This is a genomic window from Pseudomonas sp. P20, assembly GCF_016463925.1.
In the GTDB taxonomy this organism is placed as follows: Bacteria; Pseudomonadota; Gammaproteobacteria; order Pseudomonadales; family Pseudomonadaceae; genus Pseudomonas; species Pseudomonas aeruginosa.
Map to the genome: position 1 here is coordinate 54,407 of NZ_JAEMVM010000016.1, position 17,339 is coordinate 71,745.

Consider the following 17,339-nt stretch of genomic DNA (forward strand, 5'->3'; position numbering starts at 1 on the left):
AGGAGAACAACAAATGACCGTGGGTGTTGGCGGGAGTACCCCTGCGCAGGCGCTGGAGCGTCTGCGGAACATGATGGACGGCGCGCAGCCGATCGGCCTGGCGTCTTACCGTGCGCGAATCGCCGCGGCCCAGGCGTGGATGGGCGAGCATGGCATCGCCGCGGCGTACCTGCATGCAGGCAGCAACCTGCGTTACTTCAGCGGCGTGCAATGGCACCCCAGTGAACGCCTGGTGGGTGCTCTACTGCCCGCCGAGGGCGCCCTCGAATACCTTGCGCCGGCCTTCGAGGAAGGTACGGTGCGCGACTTCCAGGTGGTCGATGGCGCCATCCACACCTGGGAGGAACACCAGGATCCCTATCGCCTGCTGCTCGATCGCCTGGAGGCGCTCGGCGTGGGCGAGCGCAGCACGGTCGCACTGTGTCCGAGCCTGCCGTTCGGCATGTTCGAGCGCTTGCGCCAACAGGCGCCGGGCAGGAACTTCGTCAGCGCCGCGCCGCTGATCGACCAGGGACGGATGCGCAAGTCGGCCGAGGAGCTGGCGCTGATGCAGCGGGCCAAGGACATGACCCTGGAAGTGCAGAAGGCCGCGGCGAGCATTCTCCGCGAAGGCATCAGCACCACCGAAGTCGCCGAGTTCATCCACCAGGCGCACCGCAAGGTGGGCGCGCCCGGTTCGACCTTCTGCATCGTCCTGTTCGGTGCCGCCAGTGCCTTCCCGCATGGGGTGAAGCATGCGCAGGTGCTGAAGGATGGCGACATGGTGCTGATCGATACCGGCTGCCAGGTGCACGGCTACCAGTCGGATATCACCCGCAGCTATGTGTTCGGCACGCCTAGCGCACGCCAGCGCGAATTCTGGGGGATGGAGCGCGACGCCCAACTGGCGGCCTTCGAGGCCGCGCGTCTGGGCCAGCCCTGCGAGGCGGTGGACGCCGCCGCGCGGCGTTCGCTGGAGGCCAACGGCCTGGGGCCGGACTACCGCCTGCCTGGCCTGCCGCACCGCACCGGGCATGGCATCGGCATGGACGTCCACGAAGGCCCATACCTGGTGCGTGGCGATCGCACGCCGCTGGATGTCGGCATGTGCTTCAGCAACGAACCGATGATCTGCGTGCCCGGCGAGTTCGGCATTCGCCTGGAGGATCACTTCTACATGACGAAGGAAGGACCGCGCTGGTTCACCCAACCGAGCCCGTCCATCGACGATCCCTTCGGCCTCGGCGGCTGATCCGGCCGAACGATAACGCCGCACGCGGGAAGGCAAGGACCAGGGCTTCCCGCGTGCGGCGCAGCGATCAGTCCAGCTTCACCCGCGAAAAGTCCCGCGCCGACATCGGGCTCATGCGGTAGCCGCTGACGTTCTTGCGTTGCGCGTCGAACATCAAAGGATGCGCCAGCGGCAACCAGGGCATCTGCTCGTGGAAGATCCGCTGCGCTTCCTTGTACAGCGCTACCCGTTGGCTCTCGTCGTTGCTCATGCGCGCCTTGCGGATGGCTTCGTCGAAGCCCTTGTCGCACCAGCGCGCGCGATTTTCCCCGGACTCCACCGAGGCGCAGCCGAGGTTGTGGGTGAGGAAGTTGTCCGGGTCGCCGTTATCGCCGATCCAGCTGTAGAGCATCATGTCGTGTTCGCCGGCCTTGGTGCGCTTGACCATCTCGCCCCACTCGAACTGGCGGATGTTCACCCGGATGCCGATGGCGGCCAGGTCGGACTGGATCAGTTGCGCCACTCGCGCCGGGTTGCCGCCGGGGCCGCTGCCGGTGCTGATGTAGAGGTTCAGGGGTGTGTCCGGGGTGACGCCGGCTTCCTTCAGCAGGGCCTTGGCCCGTTCGGGGTCGTAGGGCCAGTCGCGGATGCTGTCGTCGTAGCCGAGCAGCATCGGCGGGTAGGGGCCGATGGCCGGACGGGCCTGATCGCCGAAGACGATCTTCAGGTAGGACGGCTTATTGAAGCCCATGGCGATCGCCCGGCGCACGCGCGGGTCGTCGAACGGTTCGTGCCGGGTGTTGATCGCGGCGTGGGAGGTGATCATCGCCGCTTCTTCCAGCACCGTCAGTTGCGGGTCCTGGCGTAACGCGGCGACGTCTTCGGGCTTGGGCGTCAGGGCGATCTGGCATTCGTTGCGGCGCAGGCGCTGCACGCGCACGTTGGGGTCGAGGGTGATCGCCAGCACCAGGTGGTCGATGGCCGGCTTGCCCTTCCAGTAGTCGGGGTTGGCTGCGTAGCGCACCTGGGCATCCTTGCGGTAGCGGGTGAAGACGAACGGGCCGGTGCCGATCGGCTTGCTGTTGAGTTCGTCGCCCTTGCCCCTGGCGATCAACTGGCCGGCATATTCGGCGGAGAGGATCGAGCCGAACGGCATGGCCAGGTCGGCGAGGAACGGCGCCTCCGGGTGCTTGAGGACGAAGCGCACCTGATGTTCGTCGATCTTCTCGATGCGCTCGATGATGTCGCGCAGTTGCATGGCGTCGGCGTAGGGGTAGCCGCTGGGCGAAAGGTCGTGGGCGGGGTGCTGCGGATCGAGCATGCGCTGGAAGCTGAACAGCACGTCGTCGGCGTCGAATTCGCGGGTTGGCTTGAAGTAGTCGGTGCTGTGGAATTTCACGCCCTGGCGCAGGCGGAAGGTGTAGACGAGGCCGTCAGCGGAGACGTCCCAGCTTTCCGCCAGGGCCGGGATCACCGTGGCGCTGCCCGGAGCGAACGCGGCCAGCGCGTTGTACAGCGGATGGGCTGAGGCGTCGAAGGTGTAGCCGGAGGTATAGCGGGCCGGATCGAACCCTTCCGGCGCCGCTTCGGTGCACACCGCCAGGGTCTTCGGCTGGGCCTGGATGGCGGCGCTGGCGGCGAAGGCGAGCAGCAGCAGGCTGTAGCGCAGGGCAGAGCGTGGTCGCATGGATGACTCCTCTGGAGCGGGACGGCCGGGTCGGCCGCCCCGGGGAGAGGCGCCGCCTCGCTCGTGGCGGGGCGGCGCGGCTGGCAGGCGAAGCTACTTGCCGACGCTGACCTCGTAGAACGAGTTCAGGCCGAAGGGGCTGATCCTGAAGTCGTGTACCGTCTTGCGCATCGGCTGGTACACGGTGGAGTGGGCGATCGGGGTGATCGGCACCTGTTCCTTGAGGATGTGCTGGGCCTGCTTGTACAGCTCGGTGCGCTTGCCCTGGTCGGTGGTGCGCTTGGCATCCTTGACCAGCTTGTCGTAGCCGGCGTCGCACCATTTGGAGAAGTTGTTGCCGTCCACCGCGTCGCAGCCGTAGAGGGTGCCGAGCCAGTTGTCCGGGTCGCCGTTGTCGCCGCTCCAGCCGATCAGCATGGCGTCATGCTCGCCGCCCTTGGCGCGCTTGATGTATTCGCCCCATTCGTAGGTGACGATCTTCGCCTTGATACCGATCTTCGCCCAATCGTTCTGCAGCATTTCCGCCATCAGCTTGGCGTTGGGGTTGTAGGGGCGTTGTACCGGCATGGCCCACAGGGTGATCTCGGTGCCTTCGGCGACGCCGGCCTTCTTCAGCAGCTCCCTGGCCTTGGCCGGATCGTAGGGCGCGTCCTTGATGGTCTCGTCGTAGGACCACTGGGTCGGTGGCATGCCGTTGCTCGCCAACTGGCCGGCGCCCTGGTAGACGGCGTCGATGATGGCCTTCTTGTTCACCGCCATGTCCAGCGCCTGGCGTACTTCCAGCTTGTCGAACGGCTTGTGGGTGACGTTGTAGGCGATGTAGCCGAGGTTGAAGCCGGCCTGCGACGGCAGGTTCAGGTTCGGGTCCTTCTTCAGCGCGTCGAGGTCGGCGGGGCGCGGGTTGAGGGTGATCTGGCACTCGCCGGCCTTGAGCTTCTGCGCGCGCACCGAGGCGTCGGTGTTGATGGCGAAGATCAGGTTGTCGACCTTCACCTCGTCCGGCTTCCAGTAGTCCTTGTTGCCCTTGAAGCGGATCTGCGCATCCTTCTGGTAGCGGCTGAACACGAACGGGCCGGTGCCGATCGGCTTCTGGTTGATGTCGCTGGCCTTGCCCTGCTTGAGCAGTTGCGCGGCGTATTCGGCGGACTGGATCGATGGGAAGGGCATCGCCAGGTTCTGGATGAAGGCCGCGTCGACCTCGTTGAGGGTGAACTTCACCGTATGCTCGTCGAGCTTCTCGACCCTGGCGATGTTCTTGTCCAGGCCCATGTCGGTGAAGTAGGGAAACTCGGTGGGGTAGGCCTTGCGGAACGGATGATCCTTGTCGAGCATGCGTTCGAAGGTGAACAGCACGTCGTCGGCATTGAATTCGCGGGTCGGCTTGAAGTAGTCGGTACTGTGGAACTTCACGCCCTTGCGCAGGTGGAAGGTATAGGTCTTGCCGTCGTCGCTGACGTCCCAGCTTTCCGCGAGGCCGGGAAGGACCTTGGTGCCGCCGCGCTCGAACTGGGTCAGGCGGTTGAAGACGGTTTCCGCCGCGGCGTCGAAATCGGTACCGGTGGTGTACTGGGCGGGATCGAAGCCGGCCGGGCTGCCTTCCGAGCAGAAGATCAGGTTGCTGGCGAAGGCCTGGGGAACGGCGGCGACCAGCGCTGCGCCGAGCAGCGAGGGAATGATCGCGGAGCGGATGACGGCGTTTCTACGCATGGAGTGACCTCTGGTTATTTTGATTGTCTGCGAGGGACAGCCTCGTGAGCTGTCTTGCGCGAAGCTATGCAGGGCATGTGCCGGCCGCAAGCGTCGAGGTCGGTTCAGTGTAGATGTTGTTATCCGTTTGAAAGGGAATGTCGCATTTTCGAATTTGCGCAAACGCGACGCAGGCCGCGTTTGCTGCGCGAGAGACAGTGGAAACGCAAGAGGCAGCCCGGAGGCTGCCTCTTGTGGTGCGCGCCGACCGGATCAGGGCATCTGCACCTCGATCACACCGTCGGCGTTGACCGTGACCTGGCTGGTCCCGGCCTCGATCTCCGGTGCCTGGGCGCCACCGAAGCTGGCGTCGGCCTTCATCGCCGCCATCCGCATCACCGGGTACGGGCGCGGTGCGCCGGCGCTGTTCACGCTCAGGCTGACCAGCTTGTAGCCCTTGCCGCCGAGCGCCTCGGTGAGCAACTGGGCGCGCTCCTTGAACGCGTCCACGGCGCCTTTCATCAATTGGTCCTCGTTCTTCTTGCGGGTCGCATCGGCGATGCTGAAGTCCATGCCGCCCATCTTCAGCTTGCCCAGCAGGTCGGCGGAAAGCTGGCCGAGGGCGGCGAAGTCGGAGCTTTCCAGGCGCAGCTCGGCGCGCTCGCGCCAGCCGGTGATCTTCTGGCCCTTGTCGTCGTAGACCGGATAGCTGTTGCGACTGCCCAGGCTGATGGTCACGCCCTTGACCTTGCGCGCGTCGGCGACGGCGGCGTTGAGGACGCTGGTGGTCTCGGCGGCGAGCTTGGCCGGATCGCTGCCCTGGTTTTCGCTGTAGAGGGTGACCTGCATCAGGTCGTGGGCCACCTGCTGGCTGACTTCGGCGTGCAGCGAGACCTGGTTGTAGCGCGGCGCTTCCTCGGCGACGGCCGAGAGGCTGGCGGCGCAGAGGGTGACGGCGGCGGCCAGGCGGGAAATCGCAGACATTGGGCAACTCCTTGTACTAAGGCTGAATTCACACTGTAGAGCATCGTTCCGGCAGGCGTGGCAAACACGCCTATACGCCAGTCTTGGACCATGAGACGAAGGCTTTTCCCGGAACGGGTTAGGCGATTTCGGAAAAAACGTGAAATTTACTGATCTGAGCCCTGACAGCGCTCGGCGAAACAGGGCAGGATGGCGACCTGCGAGGTTTCTGAGTCACTTTGCCGCAGAGTTGCCGACAGCGTCTTGGCTATACTCGCGCTTATTCCGGAAGAAAACATGCGCGCACCGGTTTTCCTGCTCTCCGCCAGTCGCCAGAACCTTGGCCGTCTGCTCCTCATCCGTATTCTCGTGCTGGCCGCGCAGGCCGGCTCGGTGGGTTTCGCCTGGCTCTCCGACCTGTTGCCGCTGCCGTGGCTGGCGCTCGGCCTGACCCTTGGCCTGTCCGCCTGCCTGATTCTGTTCACCGCGCTGCGCCTGCGCGCGCCGTGGCCGGTGACCGACCAGGAGTACGCGGTACAACTGGCCTGCGACCTGATCATCCACAGCACCTTGCTGTATTACTCGGGCGGCTCGACCAACCCCTTCGTCTCCTATTACCTGGTACCGCTGACCATCGCCGCTGCGACCCTGCCCTGGATCTACTCCATGGTGCTCTCCGGCCTGGCCCTGACCGGCTACACCCTGCTGCTGATCTGGTACCACCCGCTGCACCTGCAGGCTGTTCAGCACGAGGCGATGCTGATCAACCTGCACCTGTTCGGCATGTGGCTGAACTTCGCCCTGTCGGCGGCCTTCATCACCTTCTTCGTGGTGAAGATGTCCGAGGCGCTGCGCTGGCAGGCGCACATGCAGGCCGAGCGGCGCGAGGAAAGCATGCGCGACCAGCAGTTGCTCGCGGTGGCCACCCAGGCGGCCGGTGCCGCGCACGAACTGGGTACGCCGCTGGCGACCATGAGCGTGCTGCTCAACGAGCTGCGCCAGGAGCGCCCGCAGGACCCGACCCTGCAGGAAGACCTGGCATTGCTCCAGGAACAGGTCAAGCAGTGCAAGCACACCCTCCAGCAACTGGTACGGGCGGCCGAGGCCGACCGTCGTCAGGCGATCGAGGAGCAAAGCGCCGCGGAATGGCTGGAATCGGTGCTGCGCCGCTGGCACCTGATGCGTCCGGAGGCTTCCTACCGCTACCAGTGCCTGGGCCTCGGCTCCGCGCCGCGCCTGACCCCGCCGACCGACCTCAGCCAGGCTCTGCTGAACCTGCTGAACAATGCGGCGGACGCCTGTCCCGACGACCTCGACATCCGCCTGGACTGGGACAGCAGCAGTATCTGCCTGAGTATCCGCGACCACGGCGTCGGGGTGCCCCTGGCGATCGCCGAACAGATCGGCAAACCGTTCTTCACCACCAAGGGCAAGGGCTTCGGCCTCGGCCTGTTTCTCAGTCAGGCCAGCGTGACCCGCGCTGGTGGAACGGTGAAGTTGTATAACCACGAAGATGGCGGCACTCTGACCGAACTGCGCTTGCCGCGCAGCTACGGAATGGCTTGAGTGATCCGTCTGAGAGGCCCTGCCTATGTCTGAAGAGCTGCTCTTCGAAGGGGAAGAACAACCCCATCTCCTGCTGGTGGACGACGATCCCACCTTTACCCGGGTCCTGGCGCGGGCCATGAGCCGTCGCGGCCTGCGGGTCAGCACCGCCGGCTCCGCCGAGGAAGGCCTGGCGCTGGCCCAGCAGGACACGCCGGACTATGCCGTGCTCGACCTGAAGATGGAAGGCGACTCCGGCCTGGTGCTGCTGCCGAAGCTGCTGGAGCTGCACGCGGACATGCGGGTGGTGATCCTCACCGGCTATTCCAGCATCGCCACCGCGGTGGAGGCGATCAAGCGCGGCGCCTGCAACTACCTGTGCAAGCCGGCGGATGCCGATGACGTGTTGGCCGCGCTGCTCTCCGAGCACGCCGACCTGGACACCCTGGTGCCGGAAAACCCGATGTCGGTGGATCGCCTGCAATGGGAGCACATCCAGCGCGTGCTCGCCGAGCACGAGGGCAACATCTCCGCCACCGCCCGCGCCCTGGGCATGCATCGACGGACCTTGCAGCGCAAGCTGCAGAAGCGGCCGGTACGGCGCTGAAGCGTAAATGACAACGGGGGCGCCGCATGGCGCCCCCTATACTTTCCGCTTTCCGTCGAATCGCGGTGGATTTCGCACATTCCGCCGGTCGCCGGGGATATCCAGCGGACAGCGCAATCGTTAAGATGCAACTTTCATGAATCGCACGACCAGGGATTGATCATGCGTATCTTCGGTTCGAGTGCCGGCTGCCTGTCGGTGCTGTTCGGACTGGCCTTCGGGCTGCCTGCACTAGCCGAGCCTTCGGTGGACCTGGATGGTCCGACGGCAGGCTGGCGCTATTCCGGCCTGCTCGAGCAGCCCGATGCCCCGCGTGTTGCCTATCCGACTCCGCCCATCGATCGCGGCGGCCAGCGCGGCCGCAGCCTGATCGAAGGACACCTGCGCGAACTGGTCGGCACCGAGCGCGCCCAGCGCCTGGTGGTCAACGGCAATCCTCTCCCTCTCTATACCGACGGCGCCGGGCGCTTCGTCCGCCCCTATGCGTTCGGCCACGGCTCCAACGGCGTCCAGGTCGGCAGCGCCGACGGCAAGATCCTCAAGCGCGTACAGTTCTACGAGGCCAATCGCTCCCAACTGCCGCCGCGCGTGCGCGTGGTGCTGGGTTGGGACGATCCGAAGGCCGAGCTCGACCTGCATATCGTCACCCCCGATGGCCAGCACGCCTACTGGGCGCATCCGCGCCTGAGCAACAGCGGCGGCCTCGATCCGGACGGCGTCGACGGGCCCGGCCCGGAGATGTTCACCATGGGCGCGCCGCTGCACGGCACCTACCTGATCTACGTGAACTACTGGGGCAACCTCAACAACCAGGGCTACAACTTCCAGGCCGGCAGCAACGTACAGGACGTGATCACCGCGCAGGTCAACCTGGTGTTCAACGAAAACAGCGTCGACGAGAAGCACGAGACCTTCGTCGTGCCCCTGCGCACCATCGGTGACCTGGTGCTGGTCAAGACCTTTACCTACTGAAGCATCCCCTCGTACGGATGACACGGGATTAGCGAACCATGAGCGAGAACAACACCCCCAGCCCTGCCAACGGAACCCCTGCGCCCGCCGCTGCGCGCACCCGAAGCGCCCTGTGGCCGGTGCTGGGGATCGTCGCCGCGCTGGCCGCCGGCGGTGTGCTGGCCTGGCAGATGGGCTGGCTGGAGCGGCTCGGCGGAGGGCGCCCGGCCGAAGAGGACCTCGGCCAGCCGATCGGCGCCCAGGCACCCGCGGACGCCGACGCGCCACGTGCCTACCGTGACCTGCGCAAGCCCGACGCGCTGATCGAGAGCGTGTCGCTGAGCCGCCTGCCGAAGGAAATCCTCGGGGTGCCGTTGCTGCGCGATACCCTGACCGAGGACTTCGTCTTCTATTACGAGAACAATGGCGACCGCCTCGGCCTGACCGGTACGTTGCGGCGGATCATCTACGAGCACGACCTGACCCTGAAGGACAGCCTGGTCGAGGAACTGCTCGACCAACCGGCCCAGGTCGCCCTCTGGCGCGGCGCCGACGGCCGCCTGCGCGACTTCGTGGTGGTGCTCAAGCGCGGCGGCCTGGCGCGGGTGCTCGAGCCGCTGGCCCATATCGCCGCCGACGACCAGCAGTTGCGCAAGGTCGGCGAGCTGGCGGGAACCTCGGTCTATCGCCTGCGCTACGGCAACGACAAGGCGATGCTGTTCCTGTCCAAGGGCGACCGGCTGTTGTTGCTGTCGAACCCACGGATGCTCTTCGACGATGGTGGCGAAAGCGACGACAGCCCGCTGAACGCTCCGGCCAGCGAAGACCTGGAGGCACTGCTCGACGGCGACGAACTGTTCCCCGAGCGCTTCGGCCTGCCGGGCCGCGGCGAGCTGCGCCAGCGCATCACCCTCAATGCCAGCGTCCTGGCCATGGGCTACCAGCGCTTCATCCCGAGCTTCGCCGGGGTGCGCTTCGAGAAGGGCGAGCAGGGCTGGAGCAGCTACCTGGCGCTGAACGAGGTGGAACGCCAGCCGCCGCTGGACTTCGCCCCGGTCTGGCAGGCCATGCCGATGGGCGCCAGCGCCTGCGTGGCGCTGCCGGTCACCCCTGGCCTGTACGGGGTGATGCTGGAGCGCCTGGGGGCCGAGCAGAAGATGGCCCAGGCCTTCTCCGAGCATCTCAGCGGCGCTGCCGGTCTCTGCTGGTACGCCAGTTCGCGGCTGCATTCGCCGCTGCTGGTGGGCCAGTTGAGCGCGCCGGCCAGTGCCGAACTCGACGACGAGCTGGGCAAGCTGTTCGGTCGCGTGATCGGCGCGAAGGAAGCCAAGGTCGAGGGTGGCAGCTTCCCGGTGGAAGACCGGGTGGATGGCCAGACCCGCCGCTGGACCCGCCAGGTCAGCTCGAACTTCGGCGCCTATCCGGCCAGCCAGGCGGACAACCCGGACAGCATCAGCGGCCGCGCGTTCTTCCGCATCGGCATGGCGCGCCATGGCCAGACCCTGCTGTTCTCCCTCGACGACCAGTTGCTCGGCAAGGCCCTGGACACCCTCGACAAACGCTATCCGCCGCTCGCCGAGGTGTTGCCGAAGGATGCGCTGGTACCGGCCTACCTGGCGCCGCAGCCGCTCTCCGAACTGCTGCAACGGGAAACCCTCGACAGCCTGCCGCAGGACATGGAGCCGGTATTCCGCAATGCCGCCGACACCTACCTGATGCCGCGCCTGAAAACCCTCGCCGGCAAGGGCAGCTACGCCCTCGGGCTGCCTGCCGGAAGCCAGGCCAACGCACCGTGGCAATGGCTGCCGCTGGAATGGCGGTCGCTGTGAGACGCCTGACTGCCTTCGGCCTGGCGCTGCTCCTGCTGGCCAGCGGCGTTGCCCGCGGCGAGCCCGCGGTAACGCTCGACCCGCAGCAATCGCAGGTATTCCGCGCCTGGTTCGTGCGCATCGCCCAGGAACAGTTGCGCCAAGGGCCGAGTCCGCGCTGGCACCAGCAGGACTGCGCCGGCCTGGTGCGCTTCGCCGCCAACGAGGCGCTGAAAGTCCACGATGGCAAGTGGCTGCGCGCCAACGGCCTGTCCAACCGCTACCTGCCCCCGGAGCTGGCGCTCAGTCCCGAGCAACGGCGCCTGGCGCAGAACTGGCAGCAGGGTGGCGGCCAGGTCGGGCCCTACGTGAATGCGATCAAGCTGGTGCAGTTCAACAGTCGGCTGGTCGGCCGCGACCTCAACCAGGCGCGCCCCGGCGACCTGATGTTCTACGACCAGGGCGACGACCAGCACCTGATGATCTGGATGGGCCGCTCCATCGCCTATCACACCGGCAGCAGCACCCCGACCGATAACGGCATGCGCTCGGTCAGCCTGCAACAACTCATGACATGGAAGGACACCCGATGGATCCCCGACGAATCCAATCCCAACTTTATCGGCATCTATCGGCTGGCTTTCCTCTCTCAATGAATCGCGTCCCAGTGAAGACCACCGCAATGAGCAACCTGCGCCGTTTCAGCCGTAGCCTGGCGGTCGCCGCCCTGGTCCTGCTGCCGTTCGCCGCCGTCCAGGCGGAAGACACGGTGGAGCCGAGCGGCTACACGCCGATGGCCGGCGAATCCTTCTTCCTGCTCGCCGACAGCAGCTTCGCCACCGACGAGGAAGCGCGGGTCCGTCTCGAAGCGCCCGGCCGCGACTACCGGCGCTACCGCATGGAGCCCTATGGCGGGGTCGACGTGCGCCTGTACCGGATCGAACAGCCGCTGGAGTTCCTCAAGCGGCAGAAGAACCTGCACCGGGTCCTGGCCGAGGGACAGTTCAAGGGCGAAGGCCTGTCGAACACCCTGGCCTATCTCTGGGACAACTGGTATCGCAAGTCGCGCCGGGTGATGCAGCGCGCCTTCTCCTACGAGTCGCGGCAACAGGTCACCGAGGCGGTGCCCGAGCTGAAGATGGGCAACGCCATGACCGCGCCGACGCCCTACGACGCGCAGCCGCAATACGCGCCGATTCCCGGCCTGCCGCTGGTCAGCCAGTTCCGCTATCCGCTGTGGGACGCCAAGCCCATCGAGCCGCCGCAGGACGTCAAGCTGGCCGGTTCCTCCAGCGAGTTCATCAACGTCGTGCCGGGCAATGTCTACATCCCGCTGGGCAAGCTGAAGCCGGGCCTGTACCTGGTCGAGGCGCTGGTCGGCAAGTACCGCGCCACCACCGTGGTGTTCGTCTCCAACAGCGTGGCGGTGAGCAAGGTCGCCGGCGACGAGCTGCTGGTCTGGACCGCACGCAAGCACGAAGGCACCCCGGTGCCCGACACCAAGGTGCTGTGGACCGACGGCCTGGGCGTGATGAGCAGCGGCAATACCGACGCCGACGGCCTGCTGCGGCTCAAGCACGCCAGTCCGGAGCGCTCCTACGTGATCGGCGAGGACCGCGAGGGCGGGGTCTTCGTCTCCGAGAACTTCTATTACGACAGCGAGATCTACGACACCAAGATCTACGCCTTCACCGACCGCCCGCTGTACCGGCCAGGCGACTGGGTCTCGTTGAAGATGGTCGGCCGCGAGTTCAAGGACGCCCGGCAATCCCAGGCCGCCGCCAGCGCGCCGGTGCGCCTGAGCGTGATCGACGCCAGCGGCACGGTATTGCAAAGCCTGGACCTCCGCTTCGACGCGAAGAGCGGCGCCAATGGCCGCTTCCAACTGCCGGAGAACGCCGTCGCCGGCGGCTACGAGTTGCGCTTCGACTACCGCGGGCAGACCTACAGCAGCGCCTTCCGCGTCGCCGAATACATCAAGCCGCACTTCGAAGTCGCCCTCGACCTGGCCAAGCCGGACTTCAAGACCGCCGAGCCGGTGAAGGGCGAGATCGTCCTGCTCTATCCGGACGGCAAGCCGGTGGCCAACGCGCGCCTGCAACTGAGCCTGCGCGCCCAGCAGTTGTCGATGGTGGACAACGAACTGCAGTATCTCGGCCAGTTCCCGGTGGAACTGAGCAGCACCGAACTGACCACCGACGGCAAGGGCCGCGCCGCCATCGAATTGCCGCCGGCCGAGAAACCCAGTCGCTACATGCTGACCATCTTCGCCAGCGACGGCGCCGCCTACCGGGTCAAGACCAGCAAGGAGATCCTCATCGAGCGCGGCGCCGCGCGCTACCGCCTGAGCGCGCCGCAGCGCTTCAGCGCCGCCGGCGAGAAGGTCGAGTTCAGCTATGCCAGCGAACAGCCGACCCCGCTCAAGCCGAGCAGCTACCAGTGGATCCGCCTGGAGGACCGCGCCACCGATAGCGGTCCGGTCGCCGACGGCCGCTTCGCGCTGACCTTCGAGCGCCCCGGTACCTATTCCGTGGAGCTGCGCGACGACAAGGGCCAGCTCCTTGGCGCCACCGGCCACTCGGTGAGCGGCGAGGGCGTGAAGTCGGTGCCGGGCACCGTCGAGGTGGTGTTCGACAAGCCCGAGTACCGCACCGGCGAGGAAGCCTCCGCACTGATCACCTTCCCCGAGCCGGTGGAGGATGCGCTGTTGTCCCTGGAGCGCGACAAGGTCGAGGCCACCGCCCTGCTGTCCAAGGGCGCCGACTGGCTGCGCCTGGAAAAGCTCAATCCGACCCAGTACCGCGTGTGGATCCCGGTGCGCGAGGAGTTCTCGCCGAACCTGACCTTCTCGGTGCTCTACACCAAGGGCGGCGACTACAGCTTCCAGAACGCCGGGATCAAGGTCGGCATGCCCCAGGTAGAGATCGACATCGCCACCGACAAGGAGCGCTACGAACCGGGCGAGACGGTGACCGTGACCCTGGCCACGCGCTTCGCCGGCAAACCGGTTTCCAGCCACCTGACCGTCAGCGTGGTGGATGAGATGGTCTATGCCCTGCAGGCGGAGATCGCCCCCGGCATCGACCAGTTCTTCTACCATCCGCGGCGCAACAACGTGCGCACCAGCGCCAGCCTGGCCTTCATCAGCTACGACGTGGCGTTGCCCGGCAGCACCAGCGCACCCGGACGGGCGAACCGCAGCGAGCGCGGCGTCAAGGTACTGGAGCGGCCGCGCCGCGAGGACGTCGACACCGCCGCCTGGCAGCCGGAGCTGGTCACCGACGCCCAGGGCAAGGCCAGCTTCAGCTTCCGCATGCCCGACTCGCTGACCCGCTGGCGGATCACCGCGCGGGCCATCGACGACAACGGCCAGGTCGGCCAGAAGAAGCAGTTCCTTCGCTCGGAGAAGCCGCTGTACCTGAAGTGGAGCGGGCCGACTCGCTTCCGCCAGGGTGACCAGCCCGACCTCGGCCTGTTCGTCTTCAACCAGGGCGAACAGCCGGTCAAGGCCGAGCTGCTCAGCGGGCCGCCTGGCAGCCAGCGCAGCCAGACCCTGGAGCTGGCCAAGGGAGTCAACTACATTCCGCTGGCGCAACAGCCGCTCAGCGATGGCGACTGGAGCGCCGAGTTGCGCCAGGACGGGCAGGTCCGCGACCGCCTGGCGGTGCGCTTCAACCTGCTGGCCGACGGCTGGCAGGTGGAGCAGATGCAGAACCTCAGCCTGGCGGCGGCGAGCAACCCGCTGCAACTGCCGGCGGACGCGCGCGACGTACGCCTGCGCCTGGCCGATGGCCCGGCCGCTGCCTACCTGGGCAATCTCGATGATCTGCTGGAGTATCCCTACGGCGGCGTCGAGCAGACCGCCAGCCAACTGCTGCCGCTGAGCATCGCCTATCCGGCGCTGGCCGGCGGCGAGCCGCGGATTCGCGACCGCCTGCGCCTGATCATGCAGAACAGTCGCCTGCGCCTGGTGCAGATGGCCGGCCCGGACGCCTGGTTCGCCTGGTGGGGTGGCGACGTCGATGGCGACGCTTTCCTCACCGCCTACGCCTACTACGCCGACTGGTACGCCAGCCGCGCACTGGAGATCCAACTGCCGGCCGAACACTGGCAGCGCATCCTCGAGCCCTACGCCAAGCAGGCGACGCAGACCCCGCTGCTGCAGCGTGCGCTGATCCTGGCTTTCGCCCGCGACATGCAGTTGCCGGTGAACACCCTGCTCGGCGGCCTGCTCAACGATCTGGCCAACGCCGGCGAAGGGCAGGCGCGCGCGGAGCCGCTGGAGGCCGACGACGGCCTGGTGCTGGGCGACCCGGACTCGGCCGTCGGCCTGGCCGCGGCGCGAGTGCTGGCGGTGGACCTTGCACGGCAACTGCGGGTCGCGGTGCCCGCGCCGCTGGCCGCCCAGGCCGAGACGGCGACGCAGCGCCTGCGTGAGGCCGGCTTGCCGTTCACCGATGCCTTGCTGGCCTCTCGCTCGGCCGTGGATGGCCAGCAGGCCAGCGCTCTGCTGCAACGCCTGGCGCCGGCGCAATCGACCCTGGAACGCGCCCTGGCCCTGACCTGGCTGCAGGGCGCCCTGGCCCAGGCGCCGCAGGGCAAGCTGCCGCAGCCGCCGAAGGACTGGCAGGCGCAGCGCGGCGCCAGCGGCGAAACCTACTGGCAATGGCGCGGCCGCGGCATTCCGAGCTGGGTCGACCTGGACGAGGCGCCGGCCCGGCCGTTGCCGGTTGCGCTCAGCTACCGCAGCGCCCAGGCGCCGAGCGGGCAACTGCCGGTGCAGATCAGCCGTCGTCTGCTGCGCCTGGTGCCCGGTGAGGGGGCGTTCGAGTTCAAGGTCGAGGAGGTTGGCGACAAGCCGCTTTCCAGCGACGAACTGTATCTCGACGAAGTGACCCTGAACGTTCCGGAAGACACCGCTCTACGCTACGGCATGCTGGAACTGCCGCTGCCGCCCGGCGCGGATGTCGAGCGCACCACCTGGGGCATCAAGATCAGCGGCCTGGCCGGCGACGAAGCGACCACCCTGGAGCGCGCGCGCAACGAACCGGGCGAGTTGTTCTACGGGGTGCCGGTGGACAGCCTGAGTGGCGAGCAGCGTTTCCGTCACCTGGTGCGTTTCTCCCAGAAAGGCAGCTTCAACCTGCCACCGGCCCGCTACCTGCGTCTCTACGCGCCGGAACAGCAGGCCCTGGAAGCCAAGCCGGCGCTGGCCAAGGTCAAGGTCGAGTGATTGCGTTGCGCGCCTGGCTGGTCCTGCTGTGCGCCGTGCCGTTGCTGCTTCGCGCAGCGGAGGCGCCGGTCCAGCTGGCCTGGCGCACGACCCAGGGCTACGAACTGGTGAGCCTGGATCGCCAGCGGGTACTCGAGCGCCGGCCGTTGCCGGCCGATTTGCAGGCTCCGCTGGGCAGCCTGTGGAAACTGTTCGTCTTCGCCTGGCTGAGCGACACCGGCCAGGCCGAGCCGCCCTATACCTGCCAGGGGCGCAGCCGCGAGGAGGTCTACTGCTGCGAGAATGGCCAGACGATCGGTCGTGACCGCGCCCTGGTGCGCTCCTGCGGGCTGTATTTCGAGCCGCAGCGCCTCGCCTTGCGGCCGGAGGCCTGGCGCGGCTACTGGCAGGCGCGCCAGGCACCGGCCTGGTTGCTCGATCTGGAACGGCTGCAACCGCAGACGCGGGTGCCGGTTAAGGAGCTTCTGGAGCAGTTGCAGCAACTGCCGGCCCAGGGCGAGGCGCGGCGGGTACTGCTCGATGTGGCGTTGCAGGCCGGCGACGGCCATGCCGTGGCCAGCCTTGGCGGCCGCCTGCGGGTGAAGACCTGGAGCTGGCTCGACGACCATGACCCGCAGGCGCGCCAGGGCGGTTTCGCTGGCTGGCTGGTCGATGGAACGCCGCTCTGGCTCGGCGGCCCGGGAACCAGCAAGATGATCCTGGACCGCTACGCCGAGGTGCTCGGGCGCTTCCTGCCGAGTCCGTGGCCGGCCGATCCGGGCCGTTGCGTGGAAGTGAACCTGTTCAGCCGCTATCCGCTGCGCTCGGTCAGCGATCCCTCCGGCCACCCGGCCGCCGAAGGCCTGCTGCATGGTCCGCAGCAAGTGCTCTTCGCCAACGGCAATCGACTGGACATCGCCAGCGCCGGCGACCTCTTCCTGCAACGGGTGGATGGCGTGCCGCGCCTGGTCGCGCGGGTTTCGCGCGAAGAGTACGTGGCGCGGGTGCTGGAGCGCGAAGCCTCGGCGCAGCCGAAGGAAGCCGCTCGCGCGCTGGCGGTGACCATTCGCACCTATCTATTGCAAAACGCCGCGCCGCGCGGCGAATGCCTGGCCATCGATGACAGCAGCCAGCGCCAGCGCGTAGCGCCGCGCCCGGCCAGCGCGCCGACGCGGCGGATCGCTGCCTGGAGCGCCGACCTGGTGCTGGCCGGGGCGACCGTCAACTATCACTCCGACCAGCCTGGTCCGGCGCGCCTGTCCTGGAAGCACGCGGTGGAGCAAGCCGGGCAGGGACTGGGCTACGACAGCATCCTCGCCCAGGCTTTCCCGCGCAGCAGCCTGAGCCGCTGGGACAACCCGGTGGCCGCCTGCCAGCCGTTGCCGGCTGCCGAAGACTGGCTGCGCAAGCAGCGCCGGCAGTGGCGCGAGCGCCTCGACCGAGAGCCCGGCTACGAGGAGATTCCGAGTTTTTCCGTGTGCCGCCTGGCTTCCGGGCGGCCCTATGTCGATCGCGAGCGCGAACGCATCTTCGTCCGCGGCCTGTATTCCCTACAGGAACGCTTGGACCTCACCCACGAATACCTGCACCTGGCCTTCCGCGCCCATCCCAGCGGCCAGGACGAAAACTATGTCGAAAGCCTGGCCCGGCGCCTGCTACTGGAATGACTC

Annotated in this window: 11 protein-coding genes; 8 read left to right on the forward strand and 3 right to left on the reverse strand. The window is 67.1% G+C overall.

What is annotated here, in order from left to right; all coding sequences use genetic code 11:
- Positions 1-13: 13 nt before the first annotated feature.
- Entirely contained in the window at positions 14-1,231 is a 1,218-nt protein-coding gene (gene mdpA, locus JHD77_RS21030; RefSeq protein ID WP_003107426.1) for a metallopeptidase MdpA, read from the forward strand.
- A gap of 67 nt (positions 1,232-1,298) precedes the next feature.
- Here mdpA and JHD77_RS21035 read toward each other — a convergent pair whose 3' ends face one another.
- The 3 genes from JHD77_RS21035 to JHD77_RS21045 all read right to left on the reverse strand — a co-directional run bounded on the left by JHD77_RS21035 (position 1,299) and on the right by JHD77_RS21045 (position 5,567).
- The gene (locus JHD77_RS21035) at positions 1,299-2,897 is read right to left on the reverse strand and encodes an ABC transporter substrate-binding protein (RefSeq protein WP_003123313.1); all 1,599 of its coding nucleotides are present in this window, start codon (positions 2,895-2,897) and stop codon (positions 1,299-1,301) included.
- Positions 2,898-2,990: 93 nt separating this feature from the next.
- Positions 2,991-4,604 (reverse strand): ABC transporter substrate-binding protein, encoded by a 1,614-nt coding sequence (locus JHD77_RS21040; protein ID WP_003112863.1) that lies wholly within the window; start codon positions 4,602-4,604, stop codon positions 2,991-2,993.
- A 252-nt stretch (positions 4,605-4,856) separates the two neighbouring features.
- A complete protein-coding gene (locus JHD77_RS21045) occupies positions 4,857-5,567 on the reverse strand; it encodes an SIMPL domain-containing protein (protein ID WP_003094423.1) in 711 nt (236 codons plus the stop codon).
- A 276-nt stretch (positions 5,568-5,843) separates the two neighbouring features.
- Between JHD77_RS21045 and JHD77_RS21050 the strand changes: the two genes are divergently transcribed.
- The 7 genes from JHD77_RS21050 (at position 5,844) to JHD77_RS21080 (ending at position 17,336) form a co-directional block, all read left to right on the forward strand.
- The gene (locus JHD77_RS21050; protein ID WP_003094421.1) at positions 5,844-7,112 is read left to right on the forward strand and encodes an ATP-binding protein; all 1,269 of its coding nucleotides are present in this window, start codon (positions 5,844-5,846) and stop codon (positions 7,110-7,112) included.
- A gap of 25 nt (positions 7,113-7,137) precedes the next feature.
- Positions 7,138-7,698, forward strand: coding sequence for a response regulator transcription factor (locus JHD77_RS21055; protein WP_003106283.1), 561 nt, complete (start codon positions 7,138-7,140; stop codon positions 7,696-7,698).
- A gap of 162 nt (positions 7,699-7,860) precedes the next feature.
- Complete coding sequence (locus JHD77_RS21060) at positions 7,861-8,670, forward strand: YfaP family protein (RefSeq protein ID WP_003094417.1); 810 nt, start codon at positions 7,861-7,863, stop codon at positions 8,668-8,670.
- 38 nt (positions 8,671-8,708) lie between these two features.
- On the forward strand, positions 8,709-10,478 hold the full coding sequence (locus JHD77_RS21065; RefSeq protein ID WP_031756502.1) for a DUF2138 domain-containing protein: 1,770 nt from the start codon (positions 8,709-8,711) through the stop codon (positions 10,476-10,478).
- Complete coding sequence (locus tag JHD77_RS21070; RefSeq protein WP_003112865.1) at positions 10,475-11,113, forward strand: DUF1175 domain-containing protein; 639 nt, start codon at positions 10,475-10,477, stop codon at positions 11,111-11,113. Before JHD77_RS21065 ends, JHD77_RS21070 begins: the two co-directional genes overlap by 4 nt.
- 26 nt (positions 11,114-11,139) lie before the next feature.
- Entirely contained in the window at positions 11,140-15,690 is a 4,551-nt protein-coding gene (gene magD, locus JHD77_RS21075; protein ID WP_003112866.1) for an alpha-2-macroglobulin MagD, read from the forward strand.
- The gene (locus JHD77_RS21080; RefSeq protein WP_003106536.1) at positions 15,687-17,336 is read left to right on the forward strand and encodes a YfaQ family protein; all 1,650 of its coding nucleotides are present in this window, start codon (positions 15,687-15,689) and stop codon (positions 17,334-17,336) included. The genes magD and JHD77_RS21080 overlap by 4 nt, the downstream gene beginning before the upstream one ends.
- Positions 17,337-17,339 lie beyond the last annotated feature (3 nt).

What these genes read in the sequence shown, in the direction of transcription:
- mdpA (WP_003107426.1), top strand. Translation starts at nt 14, where the DNA reads ATGACCGTGGGTGTTGGCGGGAGTACCCCTGCGCAGGCGCTGGAGCGT.
- JHD77_RS21060 (WP_003094417.1), top strand. Translation starts at nt 7,861, where the DNA reads ATGCGTATCTTCGGTTCGAGTGCCGGCTGCCTGTCGGTGCTGTTCGGA.
- magD (WP_003112866.1), top strand. Translation starts at nt 11,140, where the DNA reads ATGAGCAACCTGCGCCGTTTCAGCCGTAGCCTGGCGGTCGCCGCCCTG.
- JHD77_RS21035 (WP_003123313.1), bottom strand. Translation starts at nt 2,897, where the DNA reads ATGCGACCACGCTCTGCCCTGCGCTACAGCCTGCTGCTGCTCGCCTTC.
- JHD77_RS21045 (WP_003094423.1), bottom strand. Translation starts at nt 5,567, where the DNA reads ATGTCTGCGATTTCCCGCCTGGCCGCCGCCGTCACCCTCTGCGCCGCC.
- JHD77_RS21055 (WP_003106283.1), top strand. Translation starts at nt 7,138, where the DNA reads ATGTCTGAAGAGCTGCTCTTCGAAGGGGAAGAACAACCCCATCTCCTG.
- JHD77_RS21065 (WP_031756502.1), top strand. Translation starts at nt 8,709, where the DNA reads ATGAGCGAGAACAACACCCCCAGCCCTGCCAACGGAACCCCTGCGCCC.
- JHD77_RS21050 (WP_003094421.1), top strand. Translation starts at nt 5,844, where the DNA reads ATGCGCGCACCGGTTTTCCTGCTCTCCGCCAGTCGCCAGAACCTTGGC.
- JHD77_RS21040 (WP_003112863.1), bottom strand. Translation starts at nt 4,604, where the DNA reads ATGCGTAGAAACGCCGTCATCCGCTCCGCGATCATTCCCTCGCTGCTC.